This is a genomic window from Massilia pseudoviolaceinigra (assembly GCF_030846505.1).
In the GTDB taxonomy this organism is placed as follows: Bacteria; Pseudomonadota; Gammaproteobacteria; order Burkholderiales; family Burkholderiaceae_D; genus Telluria_A; species Telluria_A violaceinigra.
This window is the reverse complement of the sequence record NZ_JAVCWL010000021.1, coordinates 73,137-93,979: the sequence shown is the minus strand read 5'-3', so window position 1 is coordinate 93,979 and position 20,843 is coordinate 73,137. Positions and strand designations below refer to the sequence as shown.

Here is a 20,843-nt window from a genome sequence, read left to right as displayed (position 1 = left end):
CCCTATGCTAGTTGTACGCGCAATTCACGCGTCCGATCTGGATGCCCTGATCGAACTGGCGCACCAGGTCGGCAGCGGCATGACGACGCTCAAGCCGGACCGCAAGATGCTGGGCGACCGCATCTCGGTAGCCGTGGCCTCGTTTGCCGAGACCATCCCGCCCGAACAGCGCGACTATATGTTCGTGATGGAAGACACCACCAGCGGGCGCCTGGCCGGCGTGTGCGCGATCAAGGGCGCGGTCGGCCTGGACGAGCCGTTCTATAACTACCGCATCGGCACCCTGGTCCACTCCAGCCGTGAACTCGATGTGTTCACGCGGATGGATACGCTGTACCTGTCGAACGACCTGACCGGCGCCACCGAACTGTGTTCGCTGTTCCTGCATCCGGATTACCGCAGCGGGAACAACGGCAAGTGGCTCTCGAAGAGCCGCTTCCTGTTCATCGCCCAGTTCCCGCATCTGTTTACGGCCAAGCTGATCGCCGAAATGCGCGGCTACCAGGCCGAAGATGGCAGCTCGCCGTTTTACGAAGGCCTGGGGCGCCACTTCTTCAAGATGGATTTCAATCACGTCGACCATCTGACGGCGATGGGCAAGAAGTCCTTCATCGCCGAACTGATGCCACGCCAGCCGCTGTACGTGGCTTACCTGCCCGAATCGGCGCAGGAAGTGATCGGCAAGGTGCACCTGTCGACCGCGCCCGCGCGCCGCCTGCTGGAGCAGGAAGGCATGCACTTCGAAGGCTACGTCGACATTTTCGACGCCGGCCCGGTGCTGCAGGCGCGCGTGTCGGAACTGCGCGCCATGCGCGACAGCGCGGTGGCCACGGTCGACGCCGATGCCACCCCGCTTGATACCGATCCGCTGCTGGTATCGAACACCAAGCTCAATGATTTTCGCATGATCGTCGCACACGCCAATCCGGTCTCGGGCAAGCTCGCCCTGACGCCGGACGAACAGGCGCTGCTGCATTGCCAAGGCGGCGACACGGTTCGCACGCTGTCACTCAATGTAAGGAAAAATGTCCATGTCTGACCTGAGTAACTTCATCAACGGCGAATGGCTGGCCGGCAGCGGCGCCGAACTTGTCACCATCGATCCCTCCACCGGCAAGCAGACCTGGCGCAGCCTGGAGTCGACCGCCGACGACGTCGCACGCGCCGTGCAATCGGCACGCGCCGCTTTCGACGCCTGGGCCTTGACTCCGCTGGAGGATCGTATCGCCCTGTGCGGCCGTTTCCGCGACCTGCTCAAGGCCAATGCCGAAGACCTGGCGCAAACGATCTCCGAAGAAGTCGGCAAGCCATTGTGGGAAGCCCGCACCGAAGTGGCCACCATGGCCAACAAGGTCGATATTTCGGTCCAGGCTTACGGTGCGCGCACCGGTGAAGTGGCGGCCAAGGTCGCCGACGGCAATGCCGTGCTGCGTCACCGTCCGCATGGCGTGTTCGGCGTGTTCGGACCGTACAACTTCCCCGGCCACCTGCCGAACGGGCATATCGTCCCGGCCCTCATCGCCGGTAACACGGTGGTGTTCAAGCCGAGCGAGTACGCGCCGCGCACGGCCATCAAAACCGTGCAGCTGTGGCAGCAGGCCGGTCTTCCGGCCGGCGTGATCAACCTGGTCAACGGCGGGCGCAATACCGGCGTCGCGCTGGGCCAGGATGCGGGCCTCGACGGCGTGCTCTTTACCGGCAGCTGCCAGACCGGCGTCGCGCTGCACAAGCAGTTCGGCGGCCAGCCGGGCAAGATGCTGGCGCTGGAAATGGGCGGGAACAATCCGCTGGTGGTGTGGGACGTGAAAGATGTCGACGCCGCCGTGCACCATGCCGTGATGTCCGCGTTCATCTCGGCCGGCCAGCGCTGCACCTGCGCGCGCCGCCTGGTGGTGCAGGACAGCCCGGCCGGTGAAGCTTTTGTGAAGCGCCTGGTCGAAGTCGCATCCACCTTGACCGTGGGCGCCTCCAACGCCGAACCGCAGCCGTTCATGGGCCCAGTCGTATCGAGCGCCGTGGCGGCGCGCCTGGTGCAGGCGCAGGCCGACATGGCCGCCAAGGGCGGCACCGTGCTGCTGCAAATGCAGCAGCTCGACCCGAACGCCGGTTTCGTCACGGCCGGCATTGTCGACGTCACCAACGCCACCGGCATCCCGGACGAAGAGTGGTTCGGACCGCTGCTGCAGATCATCCGCGTCAAGGATTTCGCCAGCGCCGTCAAGGTCGCCAACGCTACCGAATTCGGCCTGGCCGCGGCGCTGCTGTCGAACGATGAAGCGCTGTGGAAGCAGTTTTCGGTGCAGGCGCGCGCCGGCATCGTCAACTGGAACCGCCCGACCACGGGCGCTGCCAGCAGCGCGCCGTTCGGCGGCGTGGGCAAGTCGGGCAACCATCGCCCGAGCGCCTACTACGCGGCCGACTATTGCGCTTATCCGGTCGCCTCGATCGAAACGAGCGAACTTGAAATGCCGGCCAAGCTGTCGCCCGGTCTCACTTTCTAGGATCCACCATGCAGAGCGCACGCGAATTCAACTTCGACGGCCTGGTCGGGCCGAGCCATAACTACGCCGGCCTTTCGTTCGGCAACGTCGCTTCCTTCAGCAATGTGAAGAGCGCGTCGAACCCGCGCGAAGCGGCCCTGCAAGGCCTGGCCAAGATGCGCGAACTGGCCGCCCGCGGTTTCGCGCAGGCGGTCATGCCGCCGCAGGCGCGTCCCAACTTCCGCCTGCTGCGGCGCATCGGTTTTACCGGGACCGACGCCGAGGTGCTGGCGCGTGCCTACCGCGAGTCGCCCGTCATCCTGGCGTGCGCCTATTCGGCTTCGCCCATGTGGACCGCCAACGCGGCCACGGTCAGCCCGTCGGCGGACACGTTCGATGGCCGCGCGCATTTCACTGCCGCCAACCTGAATAACAAGCTGCACCGCTCGGAAGAGCACTTGCAGTCCACCCGCACCCTGCGCGCGCTGTTCGCAGACGAGCGCCATTTCGCGGTGCACGAAGCGCTGCCGCCAACGTCGGCCTTTGGCGACGAAGGCGCGGCCAACCACACGCGTTTTTGCGCCACCCATGGCGGCAAGGGCGTCGAATTCTTCACCTACGGCCGGGTGGAGTTCGATCCGTCCGCGCCGGCGCCTAAAAAATACCCGGCACGCCAGACCCTGGAAGCGTCGCAAGCCATCGCGCGCCTGCACGGGCTGGACTCGGCGCGCACCGTGTTCGCCTCGCAGAATCCGGACGTGATCGACCAGGGCGTGTTCCACAACGACGTCATTGCGGTCGGTAACGGCAATGTGCTGTTCTATCACGAGCAAGCCTTTCACGACGAGGGCGCGGTATTGAACGCGCTGAGGAATGCATTGGCCGGTGTCGAGACCGAACTGACGGCGATCCGCGTGGCGAGCCAGGTGGTGCCGGTGGGCGATGCGGTGGCCAGCTATCTGTTCAATAGCCAGCTGCTCACCAAGCCTGATGGCAGCATGGCGCTGGTCATTCCCCAGGAATGCCAGGAAAACCGCGCCGTGGCGCGCTACCTTGAAGAAGTGGTCGCCAGCGGCGGCCCGGTCGACGAACTGATTCACTTCGACCTGCGCCAGAGCATGCGCAACGGCGGCGGGCCTGCCTGCCTGCGCCTGCGCGTGGCGCTCACCGGGGCGGAAGCGGCGGCCATGCACCAGGGCGTGATCATGACCGGGGCGCTGTACGACACGCTGGCCGCGTGGGTCGGTAAATACTACCGCGACCACCTCGAACCGAAAGACCTGGCCGATCCCCAGCTGGCGCTCGAATGCAGCGCCGCACTGGAGGAATTGAGCCGCATCCTGGGACTGCCCGGCCTGTACGACCTGACGTAGAATACCGCCAGCCGGACGGTGCCCCATATTTGGGCGGGTAAACCCGCCTACCTGCAAATCGCGAACGCGCCGCCATAAGCTGGCGCCGGACCGATGGAAATACAAACCAAGCAACGGAGAAGCAACGATGAAACAGATGCCCCAAGATTTGCGTAAACAGACGCTCGACCTGATCACTGCGAGCCAGCCTGCCGATGACGGCCAGGTGTCGGCCCTGATCAGCGCCTGGCTCGGTTCACTCGACGACGAAGACCTCGCGGGCACGGCGCCGGACAGCCTGGCGCCGGTCCTGCGCGACGGCTTTACGCAAGCAGCAAGGCGCACCGCCGCCGGTTGCCAGATCGCTCAGCTGCGCTACTCCGACGGCCGCGGCGCGCAAGCGACGGCCCTGCTGGTCCTCAACGACGACATGCCTTACCTGGTCGATTCGATCGTCATGGCGATGCGCAAGCAGCGCGTGGCCGTCAATGGCGTGATGAATTCCGTGCTGGCCGTGCGCCGCGATGCCAATGGCACCGCGGTCGCCGTCGGCGAAGCCGGCGCACCGCTCGAATCCGTGGTCCTGTGCCTGCTGGCCGAAGACCTGGGCGCCGACGAACTGGCGGCGCTGGTCGCCAAGCTGCACATGGTGGCGCGCGACGCCGCCGTGGTGCGGCGCGATTCCGTCGCCATGGGCGACCGCCTGACCGCGGTGGCCGCGGCGGCTGCCGCCAACGGCACCGAAGGCCAGGAAGTCGCTGCCTTCCTCGAATGGGCCAAGAACGAAGGCTTCGAGCCGTTCGGCTACGCTTACTATGTCGTGAAACCGGGCGTGCGCGAACTCGAACGCGATATCCCGAGCCGCATCGGCGTGCTGCAGGATACCTCGCATCCGGTCTACGGCAGCTGCCTGGCCAACATTCCGGGCGACTTCGACACCCTGTCCAAGCGTCCCGACGCGCTGTCGATCGTCAAGGCCGACGTCGAAGGCACCTTGCACCGCGATCAGCCGCTCGACTTCATCGGCGTGCGCGATACCGACGCACAGGGCAACATCCGCGGCGAGCATTGCTTCGTCGGCCTGTTCACCCGCGCCGCTACCGCGACCCCGCTGGCGCGCCTGCCGTTTGCGCGCGGCCGCGTGGCCAAGGTCCTGAGCCTGGCCGGCGTGCGCCAGGAAGGCTTCCGCGCCGAGAAATTCCTCGAAATCCTCGAATCGCTGCCGCGCACCGAAGCGCTGGAAGCCGATCCGGACTGGCTGTCGCAGGTGTGCAGCTCGGTCGTGTCGCTGTACAAGCAGCCGCGTGCCAAAGTGTTCGCGCGCCGCGACGTTTACGCGCGCCACCTGAACGTGCTGGTCTACATGCCGCGCGAGCGTTACAGCGCCAGCGTCGCCGCCAGCCTGGCCCACGCGCTGAAAGAAAGCTCGGGCGCGACCGACGTGCGTTCGCAAACCCTGGTGGCCGACGGCCCGCTGGCCCGCGTGTACCTGATCGCCCACGCGGCGCGCAATCCGCTCGACCTCGAAACCGATATCCAGCAGCCGCTCCTGTCGGTGCTCGATGGCTGGCACGACAAGTTCGCCGCCCTGACCGATAACGTGTTCGATGTGCCGACCCGCAGCACCCTGCGCAAACTGTGCTCGACCCTGCCGGTCAACTACGTCAGCGCCACCGCGCCGGCCGTCGCCTTCCGCGACCTCAATGCCATCCTGCACAACGGCCACGCCGGCCGCGTGTCGGTGCGCGTGGAGTCCGACGATGCCGGCAGCGCCACCATCCGCCTGTACTCGGTGGACGGCGTGCCGTCGCTCTCGCGCATCCTGCCGGCGCTGCATAACGCGGGCGTCGCCATCGACCGCGAACAGACGTACGCCATCGCCATTGCCGACGGCAGCCGCCATTTCGTCACCAGCCTGGCGGTCGACGCCGAAAGCGCGGCCAAGCTGGCCAAGCCGAACGTGGTGGCCGTGGCGCAGGAACTGTTTGCCTCGCTGTTCAACAACGAAGCCGAAGACGGCCGCATGAACGGCCTGGTGATTGAAGGCGGCTTGCGCATGCGCGAAGTGCAGCTGATCCGCGCCTACATCAGCTACTGGCGCCAGACCGGCAGCAAGTTCTCGGTGCGCTACATGGCCGACACCCTGCGCCGCCAGCCGGTGCTGGTCAAGGAACTGGTCGAAGGATTCCGCCAGCGTTTCGATCCGTCCGTGCCGCAAGAGCAGCGCCTGGCCGCGGCCGAACGCATCGCCGCCATCAAGACCAGCCTTGCCACCGTCAACCATGCCGATACCGAGGAAATCGTCGCCGCCCTGGTCGACCTGATCCTGGCCACCGTGCGTACCAACTACTTCCAGAACGACCAGCAAGGCGACAAGATCATCTTCAAGTTCGATACCAGCAGCCTGGCGCTGGTGCCGGAACCGCGTCCGTACCGCGAGATCTACGTGTTCTCGCGCCGCTTCGAAGGCGTGCACCTGCGCGGCGGCCCTGTGGCCCGCGGCGGCTTGCGCTGGTCGGACCGCATGGAAGACTACCGCACCGAAGTGCTTGGCCTGGTCAAGGCGCAGATGGTCAAGAACGCGGTCATCGTGCCGGCCGGTTCCAAGGGCGGTTTTGTCTGCAAGCAGATGCCGAAGGACGCCGTGCGCGAGACCATCGCCGCTGAAGGCGAAGCAGTCTACCGCCTGTTCATTTCCAGCCTGCTCGAAGTGACCGACAACCGCGTGCGCGGCGCCATCGTGCCGCCGCTTGATACGGTACGCTACGACCAGGACGATCCGTACCTGGTGGTGGCCGCCGACAAGGGCACCGCTACTTTTTCGGACATCGCCAACAGCATCGCGGTCAAGCGCGGTTTCTGGCTGGGCGACGCATTTGCGTCGGGCGGCTCGAACGGTTACGACCACAAGAAAATGGGCATCACCGCCAAGGGTGCGTTCGAAGCGGTCAAGCGCCACTTCTACGAGATGGACCACGACATGAACACCACCCCGATCACCATGGTCGGCGTGGGCGACATGTCGGGCGACGTGTTCGGCAACGGCGTGCTGCTGTCGCGCCAACTGAAAGTGCTGGCCGCGTTCGACCACCGCCACATCTTCCTCGACCCGACACCGGACGTCGTCACTTCGTTCGCCGAGCGCGAGCGCATGTTCGCGCTGCCACGCTCGTCGTGGGAAGACTATAACAAGGACCTGATTTCGGCTGGCGGCGGCGTGTTCCCGCGCAGCGCCCGTTCGATCGAGCTCTCGCCGCAAGTGCGCGCCGCGCTCGATATCGCCGAAACCGTGCTGCCGCCTGAAGAACTGATGCACCGCATCCTGCTCGCGCCAGTGGACCTGTTCTACAACGGCGGCATCGGTACCTACATCAAGGCGTCGACCGAAACCCACGCGCAGGTCAAGGATCGCGCCAACGACAATATCCGCGTCGACGGCAATCAGCTGCGCTGCAAGGTGGTGTCCGAAGGCGGTAACCTGGGCGCGACCCAGAACGGCCGTATCGAATTCGCCCTGGCCGGCGGCCGTATCTTCACCGATGCGATCGACAACTCGGCCGGCGTGGATTGCTCTGACCATGAAGTGAACGTCAAGATCTGGCTCGACACGGAAGTGAACGCCGGTGAACTCTTGGCATCGGACCGTAACCGCATCCTGAACGAAATGACCCTGGACATCGAAGACCTGGTCCTGCGCGACAACACCCTGCAAACCCACCTGCTGGTGCGCGAGGTGCAAGCCCAGGCCGACCCTGCGGTGGTGGACGGCTACGCCGCCCTGATCACCAGCCTGGAGTCCGAAGGTGCGCTCTCGCGCGAACTGGAACAGCTGCCGACCGACGCCGAACTGCAGCGCCGCAAGACGCTGGGCGCCGGCCTGACCGCACCGGAACTGGCGGTGGTCATTGCCAACGTCAAGAACCGCTTCAAGCGCCTGCTGGCCGCGCTGCCGCTGACGGAATTGAGCTGGGCCGAGTCGGTGCTCAAGCCTTACTTCCCGGCGCAGCTGGTCGCCACCCGCAACGCACTGGCGCACCCGCTGGCCAACGCGATCCTGGCGACCGTGCTGGCCAATGAATCGGTCAACCGCTGCGGTCCGCTGATGATCCGCGACCTCGCCACCGCCCACCAGGTCGACGAGACCGATGTGGTCAAGGCCTGGGGCCAGTCGTGGTCCGCGCTGCACCTGGCGCCGATCTTCGCGGCGCTCGACGCCGATGCACTGAAGGTACCGCGCGCCGTCTCGATCAAGGTCGATGCGCGCACCCGCGTGCTGTTCAAGGCGGTCGTCGAAGGCGTGCTGTCGGTGCCGGGCGACCATCAGCGCGGCGCGGGCGGCATGGAGGAACTCTCGCGTCTGTTCGCGCAGCCGGAAATGCTCAAGCAGCTCATGCCGGTCAACGCCGATGCCGACGCATTCGTGTCCCTGCCTGCGTCGTTCACGCAAGCCTGGAAAGCGGTCGACGCGATCGAAGCGGTGGCCACTTTCCTGTTCGCGGCGGTGTCGGTCAACCGTCCCGCGGGCATGAGCCTGGCGCAATTCCTGCAGGTGGGGATGGCGCTGCGCGGCCAGGCCGGTATCGATACGCTGGAACGCGGCCTGAAGCTGTCACCGCACAGCAAATCGCAGGAGCAGCTGCGCAACTACGCGATGCAGGCACTGCGCCGCACCCAGCAGCGCCTGCTGCAGCAAGTGCTGGCCCGTTCCAGCGACGGCAGCGATACCCTCGAAGCGGTTGAAGTGGTGACCAACACGATGGGCCTGTCGGGCTACGCACCGGCGGCCGACCTGGAACAGGCGATGCTGGACGTGTGGGCCTTGTCCGAGGCGACCAACGCGGCGCCGGTGGCGGCGTAAGCATGACCGCTTACGTTCCACCAACGGTAACCGCGGGAGGCGCGCAAGCGCTTCCGGCCGCCGTGCGCGCGCTGGCCGGCGCCGACTTCGGCGTGCTGGCCAAGCGCTTTACCGAGGCCGGTTTTAGTGTGCTGCAGCCGGCGCCCGGCATCGTGACGATCAAGTCCGGCAAGGCACCCGCCTGCGCCAGCGTGATCGTGTCGGTCGGCGTGCATGGCGATGAAACCGGTCCGATCGAAGTACTGGCGTACGTGCTCGATGCACTGTCGCAGGGACCGGACGCGCTGGCCGTTGACCTGATGATCTGCGTCGGCAATATCGATGCGATTGCCGCCGGCAAGCGTTTCATCGACGCGGACCTGAACCGGATGTTCCGTCCGGTGCGCGGTTCGCTCGCCAGCGCGGCGGAAGCTGCGCGCGCCGACACCATGATCGCCGCCACGGTGGCGTTCTTCGAGGGCGCCGGGCCGGATCGCTGGCACCTCGACCTGCATACGGCAATCCGGCCGTCGGTGTACCCGACGTTTGCGATCGTGCCGGACCTGATCGCGGAAGAGGGCAAGTGCGCGCTGATCGCCTGGCTCGGCCAGGCCGCCATCGGCGCCATTGTCATGAATCCGCAGTCGGCCGGTACGTACAGTTACTATTCGGCCGAGTTTCACGGTGCGGCGGCAAGCACGGTGGAGCTGGGCCGGGTCGGTACCCTGGGCCAGAACGATCTGAGCCTGTTCGCCGACGTCGGCACCGCGCTCGACGACCTGCTGCGCGGCGCCAAGCCGGCCGGACCGAAGGTCGAACCGCACGTGTTCGATGTGGCGCAGGAGATCATCAAGCATAGCGATGCTTTTACCATGGCGTTCGACCGCAGCACGCAGAACTTCACCGCGCTCGGCCAGGGGCAGGTGATCGCCACCGATGGCGACATCGTGTACGCCGTCAAACATCCGGAGGAGCTGGTAGTATTCCCGAATCCGGATGTGCGCGTTGGTCTGCGCGCCGGATTAATGGTGGTGCGGACGCGTTAGCCGGCATGGCTTGCCCCGTATCGTTTCTGACACGCGTTACAGGCAGGCCATGAGTACCTTGTTCACACCTTTCAGCATGGGGCCGCTCACGCTGGCCAACCGCGTCGCGATTGCGCCGATGTGCCAATATTCGGCCGACGAAGGCATGGCCAGCGACTGGCACATGATCCATCTGGGCCACCTGGCCTTGTCCGGGGCGGGCCTGCTGTTCCTGGAGGCGACCGCCGTGTCGCCCGAAGGACGCATTTCTCCCAAAGATCTGGGCATCTGGTCCGACGACCATGCCGCCGCACTGGCGCCCATCGTGGCCGCCATGCGCCGCCACGCGCCGATCCGCCTGGCGATCCAGCTCGCGCATGCGGGCCGCAAGGCGTCCTCCATGGTGCCGTGGGAAGGTGGCGCGAATATCGCCATCGGTGACGGCGGCTGGCAAACGGTGGCGCCGTCGCCGTTGCCGCATGCCGATGGCGAGACGGTGCCCTTGGCGCTCGATGACGATGGTCTTGCGCGCGTGCGCGACGCTTTTGTCGCGGCGGCGCAGCGCAGCCATGCGCTCGGACTGGACGCGATCGAACTGCACGCCGCGCACGGCTATCTGCTGCATCAGTTCCTGTCGCCGCTGTCGAACCAGCGCGATGACCATTACGGCGGGGCGCTGGAAAACCGCATGCGCTTTCCGCTGGAAGTGTTCGCGGCCGTGCGCGCGGCGGTGCCAGCGTCGATGGCGGTGGGCGTGCGCATATCGGCCACCGACTGGGTCGACGGCGGCTGGGAGCTGGAGCAAAGCGTGCGCTTTTCGCAGGAGCTCAGCGCCGCCGGCGCCGACTTCATTCACGTGTCGAGCGGGGGAATTTCGCCGCTGCAGAAAATTGCGGTGGGGCCGTCTTACCAGATCGGCTTTGCCGCCCGCATCCGCGAGGAGACCGGCATGCCGACCATTGGCGTTGGCATGATCACCGAGGCGCAGCAAGCCGAAGACATCATCGCGCGCGGCGACGCCGACGTGGTGGCGCTGGCGCGCGCGATGCTGTTCGATCCGCGCTGGCCGTGGCACGCGGCGGCGCAGCTGGGTGCCCAGGTGGAAGCGCCGCCCCAGTACTGGCGCTCGCACCCGCGCGAGTACAAGGACTTGTTCGGTCCGACCACGCTCGGGCAGCGCTAGGCTCTTACAGTGCGCGGGCCTGGCGGCGCCGGCGCCGCGCGCAAGCGCCCACCACCAGCGCGCCCAGGCCCAGCATGGCGTAGGTCTCCGGCTCCGGCACCGGCGTCGTCGTGTAGTAATCGACGCTGGCGGTGGTGCCGAAGGACATATAGATCATCCTGTCGGCATCGGTATTGTTGTCGAAGAAGAGTGAAAAATCCTGGGTGCGGGTGCCATAACCGCCGGTGAAGTCGCCGTTCTGGAGCGCCAGTGTCTGGTATGTGCCGTTCAATCCCACGTTGATGGCCGCGCTGCTGAAGGTGCGGTTGTCGCCGGTTTGATACCACTCGTCGATCGAGAGCTCGGCAAGGCCGCTGTAGATCAGGCGCGTGTGGGCTGCCACGCTCACGCCGATCATCTGGTTGGCGCTGCCGGTTGCACGCGCGTTGCCGAGCTGGTCGCCGTCGGCATAGATCCCGGTATTCGCCAGTCCCCACGTACCGGTGCTGGCGCTGACGCTCGCGCCGGTGTGGTACACGGAGGCATAGGTGTTGCTGCCATTGAGGTTGGGTACGTCCTTGCGCTTGTCCCAGACGGTGCCGATCATGTCGAGACTGGCCGATGCATTGCTGGACTGGCCGGACGCGGGCAGCGTGTAGCCTGCGGCCTTGCCATCGCGCGGGGTCAGGTCGATCACGATCAGCTGGGAATCCTTGACGGTGGCGCGCACGCTCGCACCGGCTGGGGAGGCGGCAGCGTTGTTACTGGCCAGCGCGAGCGACAGGGCGAACAGGGTGGTGCTGATCTTGGTGATGCGGTGAAGGTGTTTCATCGGTGTTCTCCGGACAGGTGGGAAGAGCTTGCGGGGGTGCGCTTTACGCCGCGCGTCGCCGGCGTCGCGCCATGGCGCCGACCATCAGGGCGCCCAGGCCGAACATGGCATAGGTGGCCGGTTCCGGCACCGGGGACGGGGCCTGGTAGAGGGCGCGTGTGACGAGGTTCACGCCGAGGAAGGCATATTCAGCGGTGTCGCCGTGGTTGAAGAACGACATCGAAAATTCTCCACCGCGAATCCCGCTATCGTTGTGGCCCGCAAAACCTTGCCCCATGCCCCGAATCCACACTTCGCTACCGAAATACACGGTTGTGACTGCCTCGCCGAAGAAGCTAGGGGGACCCTTTTGTCCGGCATCGCTCATCGATACCTCGCCATATCCCGAGTAAATGACCTGCGTGTGCGGAGCGATCAGCAAGGTGGTGCTTTGCACCACGTTGCCCATCGCATTGCCGCGGTGACCAACATTGTCATGCACTTGGACGTCCGCGCGCACTTCGCCAAACTGGCTTGCACTGCTTGACGAGGTCGAAGCGCCGTACGCTACCGTGGCGGCGATCGATGCCAAAAGGTGACTGTGCGCAGCGTCGTTCCGGTTCAAGGAATTCGACGGGGATTCGATGGTGGCGTCAACGCTGGAATTACCACTGCCGAGGAAGGTGTAGCCCGCCGCCTGTCCATCGTCCGGCGTCAGGTCGATCACGGTCAGCCTGGAGTTGCTGACGGCAGCGCCGACGCTGATGCCCGGCGCCGCTTGGGCGCCATGGGCTGCCAGCGACAGGGTAAAACCGAACAGGGCAGAGGCTACGGTCGCCAGGGGGTAGTGTTGTGCCATCAATTTCTTTCATATAGGGAGCGACGCGAACACGACGGCAACTGTGTCGGCGTGTTCGTTATCATAATTCCTATATTGCAGAGAAGGCAGTAACTTTTTTGTAACCGCTGCGTGCCGGCGCGACTTACAACAGATGATCGAGCAGGTCCGGCCCGAACACTTCGCGGTGCAGGCGCTCCACCGGCACGCCGGCGCCGACCAGCGCCAGCCACTGCGCCTGCATGAACGGCAGCGGGCCGCACATATACACATTCGTTTCCTGGCGCGGCCAGGCCGGCAAATACGTCACATCCATCCATCCGGTGAGGACGGCGTCGTCGTGAGCACTTACTTCTTCGTAGAACGTGACCACCTGCAGATTGGGCATGACGCTACGCGCGGCGGCCACGTCAAGCTGGTGCGCATGATGCTGCGCGTTGCGGGCGGCATGCGCGAAAATCACGTGGCGCCGCGGATGGACCTGGGCGATGCGCTTGAGGGCCGCGATCATTGGCGTGATGCCGATCCCGGCCGACAGCAGTACCACCGGCTCGTCCGATTCGCACTCCGGGGCAAAGTCGCCGAACGGCGGCGACACTTGCAGCACGCTGCCCACGCGCACGTTTTCGTGAATCCAGTTCGACACTTCCCCTGCCGGGGTGCCAGCGCCGGCCGGCGCGCGTTTGACCGAGACGCGCGCTCTGCCCGGCTGCGTGGTGTCGGACAGGCTGTACTGGCGAATTTGGCGATGTCCGTCGGCAAAGTCGACCTGCACGCTCAGATACTGCCCGGGCTTGCCGATTGCCACCGGCGCGCCATCCTCCGGCGTCATGCGGATCGACACCACATCCGCGCTTTCCTGCCGCACTTCGGTCACGCGCATGGCGCGGCGCTGGCCCGGCGTGATGCCGGCTTCGGCATACAGGGCGCGCTCGGCCTCGATGAACAGCGCGGCCAGCGAGTGATAGGCCTCGTCCCAGGCCGCCAGCAGCGGCGGCGTGGCGGCCTCGCCTAGGGTGCTGGCGATGGCGCCGAGCAGGTGGCGCCCCACGATCGGATAGTGTTCCGCGCGAATGCCGACCGACACATGCTTGTGGACGATGCGTTCGATCACCGGCGCCAGTGCGCCCGGGTCGCCGATGTTGGCGGCGTAGGCAAACACGGCCGAGGCGAGCGACTGCTGCTGGGCGCCGGTCGCCTGGTTGCCCATATTGAACAGGTTGGTCAGCTCGGGATGCTCGGCGAACATATTGCGGTAAAACGTGGTGGTGATGGCCACGCCGTGTTCGCGCAGCACGGGAACGCTGGCGTCGATGTAGGGACGGGAAGCAGCAGAAATCATAAAATCCTTTCAATATGTTGCATAAAAGATGCAACTTTAATGTCGTAAAAAAGGCGCGTCGCGACGCGCCCGTGTCCATAGCCGGTGTCAGGCAGCGATGCCCTTGCCCTCATCGAGGAACATCCTGTGCATGCGCACGATCTTCTCGCCCGTATTTCCCTCGGTAATCTGGCCCAGGGTGACCTTGTCCATGGCGCCGTAAAAGGCATCCATGCCAGTCTTGAGCGCCGCCCGCAGCTGGCAGTCGCCGCTCAGGCGGCAACCGGTGCCTTCGCAGTCGACCAGTTCGCTGTCGCCTTCCAGCTCGCGCAGCACCGTCCCGATGGACAGGGTGGCGGCATCGGCGGCCAGGCGCAGGCCGCCGTTGCGTCCGCGGGTGGCGCTGACCCAGCCGGCGCGCGCAAGGTGGCCCACCACCTTGACAACATGGTTGACCGGCAACTCGAACTGGCCGGCGACCTCGGCCACCGTCACCGGCACGCGCCGCTCCCCGGCACGGGCCAGGTAAATCAGCACGCGCAGGCCAATGTCGGTAAAACGGGTGAGGCGCATGGAGGCTCCGATGAGAAGACATGCATTCTAGCAAAGATGCATCTAGGATATAGCTTTAAAATGCGACATGGTGTTGTTTTGGCGAAATAATTATTTTCATTATAATAATTTCCACGTAGAATGTCCTGCCTATATGTACAGATGAGAATGCCATGTTCAGACACCTTTCCCTCGCCCTGTTCCTGCTGGCGCTCGGCTGCATGACCGGCGCCCACGCCCAGGGGCCGGGCGACGACAAGGCCGTCAGCGTCGAGCAGTTCGTCGCCTCACTCAAGCCGCAAGGCGGCAAGATCGACCTGCCTGGGGGACTGGCCACGCTGAACCTGCCGGACAGCTTCCGTTACCTCACCCCGGCCGACACCGAGCGGGTGCTGGTGCAGGCCTGGGGCAATCCGCCCGGCCACAAAACCCTGGGCATGATCGTGCCGGCCAGCGGCGTGATGGGCAAGGATGGCTGGGGCGTGATCGTCACCTACGAAGGCGACGGCCACGTCAAGGACAGCGATGCGGACACCATCAAGTACGACGAGCTGCTCAAGGACATGCAGGAAGCGGTGCTGGAAGCAAACAGCGAGCGCAAGTCCCAGGGCTATGCGGCGATGCAGCTGGTCGGCTGGGCCGAAAAGCCCAGCTATGAAAAAAGCACGCACAAGATGTTTTGGGCCAAGGAATTGTCGATCGCGGGCGAAAACGAACACAGCCTCAATTACAACATCCGCGTGCTCGGCCGTGAGGGTGTGCTGGTGCTGAACGCCGTGGCAACCATGGACCAGATTGCCGGCATCCGCCAGGAAATGCGCAAGGTCACCGCCTTTAGCGACTTCACGCCGGGCAACCGCTACGCGGACTACAACCCCGCCACCGACAAGGCGGCCGAATACGGTCTCGCGGCGCTGGTCGCCGGCGGCGTCGCCTCCAAGCTTGGCCTGTTCGGCAAACTGCTGGCCCTGCTGCTCGCCTTCAAGAAGCTGATCTTCATCGCCCTCGGCACGGCGGGCGTGGCGGCGTGGAACTTTTTCCGCGGCAAGCGCAACGACAAAGTCGATCTCAGCAAGTGATGCGGCGGCCCGTCCACGCCCCGGCGTGGCAAGGCCGTTGCCGGACTGGCTACCCGGTTTTTCGCGTGCAAAAGATGTGTATAAGTAAATGGCAATAGCCCCTATAATCGCTGCTGCCATTCATCTAGCGCGACAAAAGGGACGAATCCGTGAATCAAACTCTGGGCCAGAAGCTGTTCCGTACCAAACCTGCCGGTAGCACGACCAACCCCCCACCCGGGCATGCAGGAACGGGTCTGGCGCGCACCATGGGATTGTTCCCGCTGACCATGATCGGCGTGGGCGCCACCATCGGCACCGGCATCTTCTTCACCATGGTCGAGGCGGTGCCCAAGGCCGGACCCTCGGTCGTGCTGTCGTTCCTGCTGGCCGCGCTCACCGCCGGCCTGACCGCGCTGTGCTACGCAGAACTGTCGTTCCGCATTCCGGCGTCCGGCTCGTCCTATTCGTTTGCCTACGCCACGGTGGGCGAATTCGCCGCCTTCATCATGGCCGGCTGCCTGCTGCTCGAATACGGGCTGGCGGCCAGTGCCACCGCCATCGGCTGGTCAGCCTATCTGAACAACTTCCTCACCAATGCCTTCGGCTGGCAGATACCGGAAATGCTGCGAACGCCGATGTTCGTCTCCGGGGAGCACGGCATGGAAATCCGGGCCGGGCACATCAATCTGCCGCCGATTTTGCTGGTGATCATGTGCGGCTTGCTGCTGATCCGCGGCACCAAGGAATCGGCCACGACCAATGCGATCATGGTGCTGGTCAAGCTGGCGATCTTGGTGTTCTTCGTGGTGATCGCGTTTTCCGGCTTCGACATCAACAACTTCACGCCATTCTTCAACACCGATAACAGCAAGGGCTTCGCCGGCATGGCCGGCGTGACAGCCGCCGCCGGCACGGTGTTCTTCTCGTTCATCGGCCTCGACACGGTGGCCACGGCCGGCGAAGAAGTGCGCAACCCGACCCGCAACGTGCCGATCGGCATCCTGGCGGCGCTCGGCATCGTCACCGTGTTCTATATGCTGGTGGCGATTGCCGCCCTCGGCGCCCAGCCGGCCCAGATGTTTCACGGCCAGGAAGCGGGTCTGGCGGTGATTTTGCAGAACGTCACCGGCAAGACCTGGCCGGCGCTGGTGCTCTCCGCCGGCGCCGTCATTTCCGTATTCAGCGTGACCCTGGTGACGATCTACGGCCAGACCCGGATCCTGTACGCGATCAGCAAGGATGGCCTGATTCCGAAAACGTTCCAGAAAGTCAGCCCGCGCACCCAGTCGCCGGTCAGCAATACCCTGATCGTATGCCTGGTGGTGGGGCTGGTGGCCGGCTTCGTCGACTCGACCTATTTGTGGGACATGGTCAGCATGGGTACCTTGACGGCGTTCATCGTGGTGTCGGTGGCGGTGCCGGTGATGCGCAAGAAGATGGGCGAATCGCTGGTCAAGGGTTTCCGCGTGCCGTTCGGTCCATATCTGGTGCCTGGCCTGAGCGTCGCCGCCTGCCTGTACATCATGAAGGATTTGTCCAAGACCACATTCACCGTCTTCGCGATCTGGATGGGCGTGGCGGTGCTGACTTACTTCGCGTACAGCATCCGCCACTCGCGGCTGAACGACAGCGCGGCCTGACGGCTGGCCTTGCCCGCTTTTCGCGTGTGACACCGATCAGGAGCGGCAAGGCGAATGTTTAATCCAGTTCAAGCGATTGAAGATGCCGCATGCGCGGCCGATTCGCAAGTTCGTGTAAGCCTTCTTGAACAGGCGATAGAATTTCTTTCGACGCAAGGCGATGCGGGATCTGCTGAAGTGCAACACGCAATCGGGTACGCATGGTATCAGCATCCTGCGGATACGGAATTACGCAACGAAAATGTAGTTCATCATTTGCGTAATGCCTTGCGGATTAATCCCGATCACAAATATGCACTTCTCTATCTTGGTCATCATTACTATGATCGACGGCAATTCGTACAGGCCCTCGATATATTACTGACATTTCGAGATAGGGAATTTTCCGCATTCGATCAAGCCTGGCGCGATGCCAAAGTGGCAGAATTGATTCTGTGCTGCAGGTTGCAAATCGGCGATGAGAAAAATCTCAGAGAAGCGGCACATCGGTTCTGCGAAGCGATGACATGCTGAACTGTCACAGCCCAAGTAGCCCCAGCTGCCAAATGGAAGGGCCGCTTGGAACGGCTGGGCAAATCTGACAGACCGAAACGTTGATGCCTGGCTCAACTGGCCGCTTCCACATTCCCCTTCATGCCAGCCCCCTTCATTGTGGCGGGAGCTGGTACGACCGTCATTTTTAGCGGAGCAGCAGGATGCTATCGCCCCTGTAACGTAGCGAGCGAAGCCGGGTCCGGCTGCTAGAGCGCCAGACGCACGGCAGCCCGATCCAGCACGCGCACCACCATCGCTATCGCGTGCGGCACCATCTTTTTGGCCACGCCACGCCGCACCGCATGATCGGTCGACGACATCACCGCGCCCCCATATTTGTACGAATACGTGCCGCCTTGCGTGAGCAACGGCCGGATGTCGGTGGCGTTACTGGCCAGCGGCGTGAAGTCGTTCAGCGCCGCCAGCACCAGCGCCGGATCGTTCAGCTTTTCGGTATCGTAATGGTCGCCGATCCAGCCTTCCCAGCCCGAATGGTTGTGGCCGAGCACGTTGAAGGTATGGTGCGGCTGCAGCAGGTCGGTCGAATGCAGTGCGAACCCCAGCGACTGCGCCGACGGCGCCTGCAGGAAGCGCGTCCAGAAATGCTGTGCCAGATTGTCGAGCGGCTGGAATGGGAAATGCTGGTAATCCTGGTACATGCTCGCGGTCGAATAGCCGCCCTGGCGGTAGCGCGCTTCCGTGATGCCGAAGGTGTTGTACTTGCTGGCGTCGCCGAACCAGCCACCGAGCCCGCCGGTGCCATCGTCCAGGTAATCGTTGACCAGCCAGGCCGCCGCCAGCTTGTCGATGTCGCCCGGATTGCCCTGCTTGGCGTAGTGGTAGCCGCCGAAGTCGTTGCCGTGCACGTCGGCGCCGGCCGTATGGTTCTGGAAGTGCCAGAACGAGGTGTAGCGCGCCAGCCCGGAACCCAAGCCCCACAGCGGCGAACCTTGGCAGTTGCCGGTGGTCGCGCCGCAGATGTAGGTGTCCTCGAAATAGTCGACGTCGTGCGCGCCCTGGCCGACGGCGGCGGCGAACTGCTCGATCGTGTAGCCGGCCCGCGTCACGCCCGCCACCAAGGTCGCGTAGCGGGTCTGGTCCGGATGCGCCTTCATGAATTCGACGGCGTCGAGCACGATGCGGCGGTGCGTTTCGGTATTCCACGCCTTGGCCGGCAGGCATGCGAACAGGGCGAATGCGACGGGGGCGAGCTTGAATACTGCTTTCATCTGGTCTCCTTTTTTATGATGTATGCGGACAGCGCAAACGCGATGCCCGGCCGGCTTGCTGCATTACCACGACCGCGCATGCGGCCGCGCTCATTTCCCCAGTGCGGGATGATCCTTCAACAGCTGCGCGCGCATGTTTTCCAGCCCGCGCGCCTTGTCTTCCGCCTTGGCGATCTTGTCGGCGGCGATGCCCATGGAACGCCCGCGCGCGATGTCGTCGCGCAGGCGCGGCAGCTCCTCGTCGACCGCCTTGACGTAAGCGGCCATCACCTGCGCGTTCTGGCGCGCTTCAAATGCCTGATAGGCCTTCGGGTCGGCCAGTTCCTCGGCTGTGGGGCGCACCCGCGCCGGCACATCGAGCGCAATCGGCGGCGCTTCCGGGTCGCCGTAGACGCGGGTCTGCGCCAGGCTTTGCGCCGCCGGCAGCGGTGCCTCATCAGCCGGCGCGGCCTTGGTGTCCGGTGGCCAGGCGTCCAGCCAGGGCCGGCCGGCAACCGCCGCGCGCGTGCTGACGGTGGCGTCCGCCGTTCCAGCTTCGGACGGCGCCTCATTCTCCGGCCACACCAGCCAGATTGCGCTCCCAACCAGCGCCGCGCCGACCAGCAACTGCAGTGCCGGCCTCATGGCGCACCCGCGGCGCCGCGCGCCTGTTCATCGAGCAGCTTGCGGTTGACGGCGACCGTGGCCGCGCGCACCAGCTTGCTGCGCGCGGCGGCGAATTCGGTCCGCGCACGCTCATGGGCGATGGCCTTGCGCGCCATGTAGCGCACCGTTTCCGAGTCGGGCGGGTGGAAGCCCTCCACCCGTTTTTCGACCAGCAGGATGTCCCAGGTGGCCGTCGCTCCAGGCCCCACCGGCGCGCGGAACGGGCTCGACACCTTGCCCTCCGGTTGCAGCAGCGCCAGCGCCGACAGCCAGTCCGGCTCGTCGGTCTGCAGCACCCAGCCCAGGTCGCCGCCACCGGCTGCGTTGGGCGCTGTCGAATGGCGCCGCGCCAGCAGGCCGAAGTCCTTGCCGGCCGCCGCCTCGGCCGCAATCCGCGTCGCCAGCGCTTCGCTGTTGACGCGGATGTGGCGCGCGCGCACCTTCTCGGTACGCCGGAATTGCTCCTTGTGCGCCGTGTAGAACGCGCCGATCTCGGCCTGCGTGACCTGGCGCGCCAGCGCCGTTTGGAGCGGGCTGTGCGCTTCAGCGCCGTCGGCCAGTCCGTACTGGCGCATGGCGCCGCGCACCGCTTCCTGCTCGCTTAGCGCCTGGCGCAGGTCGGCCAGCGCCTGCGCGCCGAACTGGCGGTCCGCCCAGTCCAGCACGAACAGCCCGGCCATGCGCAGGCGCGCCTGTTGATAGATGAAGTCGAGCTTGCGGTTGAAGAAGTCCATGCGGCCCTGCACGTTCTGGCGCTGGTACACGTCCCCCAGCGTCAGGGTCACCGGCGGCGCGCTGCCCAGGCGATAGCGCAGCAGTGGGGTCTTGGCGGCCAGCGCGGCCTGCTCCGCACTGAAGTCGTAACCGAGCCGCAGCGCGCGCGGTGCGCCGAACAGGCGGTCGAGCTGCTTTGGTTCCAGCGGGAAGGTGGCTTCGATGGCGCCGGCAAGAGTGCCGCCGGGCAGGCCGCGCAGGGTCGCTTCCAGTTCCTTGGCGTACATGCTGCGCAGCAGGCCGACCAGGCGGTCGTCCACCCCCACCTCGGGTGCGAAGCCGACCGTGCTGGCGGGATAGAGCTGGGCGGCGCTGAAGCGCGCGCGCGACCAGTCCGCTTGCAGGCGGTCGGCCACGATGTCGGCCAGCACCGCCTCGGCGGACGGGCGGCCGGGTTGGTCGCGTGCCTGGTGCTGCAATGCGCGCAAGGTGAGCGCGTGTACGGGCGCGCCGTTGATGTGCGCGGCGACGGCGGCATCGTCGGGCGCGGCATGGGCGGGACCAAGGGTGCTTGCGAGGACGAGCAGGGCGGCCAGTAGGCGTGGTGTGGGAGCGATGATTGTCATGTCGGTTGTCGTTGTT

General features: G+C 65.1%; 16 protein-coding genes. 9 read left to right on the top strand and 7 right to left on the bottom strand.

Features of this window, described 5'->3' with window-relative positions:
- Positions 1 to 4: 4 nt before the first annotated feature.
- The 6 genes from astA (at position 5) to RBA40_RS20705 (ending at position 10,877) form a co-directional block, all read left to right on the top strand.
- Complete coding sequence (gene astA, locus RBA40_RS20730; RefSeq protein ID WP_306649641.1) at positions 5 to 1,039, top strand: arginine N-succinyltransferase; 1,035 nt, start codon at positions 5 to 7, stop codon at positions 1,037 to 1,039.
- Positions 1,032 to 2,501, top strand: coding sequence for a succinylglutamate-semialdehyde dehydrogenase (gene astD / locus RBA40_RS20725; RefSeq protein ID WP_306649640.1), 1,470 nt, complete (start codon positions 1,032 to 1,034; stop codon positions 2,499 to 2,501). The genes astA and astD overlap by 8 nt, the downstream gene beginning before the upstream one ends.
- Positions 2,502 to 2,509: 8 nt before the next feature.
- Positions 2,510 to 3,853, top strand: a complete 1,344-nt coding sequence (gene astB, locus RBA40_RS20720; protein ID WP_306649639.1) for an N-succinylarginine dihydrolase — start codon at positions 2,510 to 2,512, stop codon at positions 3,851 to 3,853.
- A 127-nt stretch (positions 3,854 to 3,980) separates the two neighbouring features.
- Positions 3,981 to 8,690 (top strand): NAD-glutamate dehydrogenase domain-containing protein, encoded by a 4,710-nt coding sequence (locus tag RBA40_RS20715; protein WP_306649638.1) that lies wholly within the window; start codon positions 3,981 to 3,983, stop codon positions 8,688 to 8,690.
- Positions 8,691 to 8,692: 2 nt separating this feature from the next.
- Positions 8,693 to 9,715: a succinylglutamate desuccinylase gene (locus tag RBA40_RS20710; protein ID WP_306649637.1), complete on the top strand. Its 1,023-nt coding sequence runs from the start codon at positions 8,693 to 8,695 to the stop codon at positions 9,713 to 9,715.
- Between the two features lie 49 nt (positions 9,716 to 9,764).
- A complete protein-coding gene (locus tag RBA40_RS20705) occupies positions 9,765 to 10,877 on the top strand; it encodes an NADH:flavin oxidoreductase/NADH oxidase (RefSeq protein ID WP_306649636.1) in 1,113 nt (370 codons plus the stop codon).
- A gap of 4 nt (positions 10,878 to 10,881) precedes the next feature.
- Here RBA40_RS20705 and RBA40_RS20700 read toward each other — a convergent pair whose 3' ends face one another.
- From RBA40_RS20700 to RBA40_RS20685, 4 genes are all read right to left on the bottom strand, one after another.
- Positions 10,882 to 11,688: a PEP-CTERM sorting domain-containing protein gene (locus RBA40_RS20700; RefSeq protein ID WP_306649635.1), complete on the bottom strand. Its 807-nt coding sequence runs from the start codon at positions 11,686 to 11,688 to the stop codon at positions 10,882 to 10,884.
- Between the two features lie 43 nt (positions 11,689 to 11,731).
- Positions 11,732 to 12,526 (bottom strand): PEP-CTERM sorting domain-containing protein, encoded by a 795-nt coding sequence (locus RBA40_RS20695; RefSeq protein WP_306649634.1) that lies wholly within the window; start codon positions 12,524 to 12,526, stop codon positions 11,732 to 11,734.
- Positions 12,527 to 12,650: 124 nt separating this feature from the next.
- Complete coding sequence (locus tag RBA40_RS20690) at positions 12,651 to 13,847, bottom strand: globin domain-containing protein (protein ID WP_306649633.1); 1,197 nt, start codon at positions 13,845 to 13,847, stop codon at positions 12,651 to 12,653.
- Positions 13,848 to 13,934: 87 nt separating this feature from the next.
- Positions 13,935 to 14,399 (bottom strand): RrF2 family transcriptional regulator, encoded by a 465-nt coding sequence (locus RBA40_RS20685; RefSeq protein ID WP_306649632.1) that lies wholly within the window; start codon positions 14,397 to 14,399, stop codon positions 13,935 to 13,937.
- 152 nt (positions 14,400 to 14,551) lie between these two features.
- Between RBA40_RS20685 and RBA40_RS20680 the strand changes: the two genes are divergently transcribed.
- From RBA40_RS20680 to RBA40_RS20670, 3 genes are all read left to right on the top strand, one after another.
- Positions 14,552 to 15,457: a DUF2167 domain-containing protein gene (locus tag RBA40_RS20680; protein ID WP_306649631.1), complete on the top strand. Its 906-nt coding sequence runs from the start codon at positions 14,552 to 14,554 to the stop codon at positions 15,455 to 15,457.
- 149 nt (positions 15,458 to 15,606) lie between these two features.
- Positions 15,607 to 17,079 (top strand): APC family permease, encoded by a 1,473-nt coding sequence (locus RBA40_RS20675; RefSeq protein WP_306649630.1) that lies wholly within the window; start codon positions 15,607 to 15,609, stop codon positions 17,077 to 17,079.
- Positions 17,080 to 17,133: 54 nt separating this feature from the next.
- On the top strand, positions 17,134 to 17,592 hold the full coding sequence (locus RBA40_RS20670) for a hypothetical protein (protein WP_306649629.1): 459 nt from the start codon (positions 17,134 to 17,136) through the stop codon (positions 17,590 to 17,592).
- Between the two features lie 227 nt (positions 17,593 to 17,819).
- Here RBA40_RS20670 and RBA40_RS20665 read toward each other — a convergent pair whose 3' ends face one another.
- The 3 genes from RBA40_RS20665 to RBA40_RS20655 all read right to left on the bottom strand — a co-directional run bounded on the left by RBA40_RS20665 (position 17,820) and on the right by RBA40_RS20655 (position 20,827).
- Positions 17,820 to 18,842: a phospholipase C/P1 nuclease family protein gene (locus RBA40_RS20665; RefSeq protein WP_306649628.1), complete on the bottom strand. Its 1,023-nt coding sequence runs from the start codon at positions 18,840 to 18,842 to the stop codon at positions 17,820 to 17,822.
- 90 nt (positions 18,843 to 18,932) lie between these two features.
- Positions 18,933 to 19,466 carry a hypothetical protein gene (locus RBA40_RS20660; RefSeq protein WP_306649627.1) on the bottom strand — a complete coding sequence of 178 codons (534 nt, stop codon included), beginning with the start codon at positions 19,464 to 19,466 and terminating at the stop codon, positions 18,933 to 18,935.
- On the bottom strand, positions 19,463 to 20,827 hold the full coding sequence (locus RBA40_RS20655) for a foldase protein PrsA (protein WP_306649626.1): 1,365 nt from the start codon (positions 20,825 to 20,827) through the stop codon (positions 19,463 to 19,465). The genes RBA40_RS20660 and RBA40_RS20655 overlap by 4 nt, the downstream gene beginning before the upstream one ends.
- Between the last annotated feature and the right edge of the window lie 16 nt (positions 20,828 to 20,843).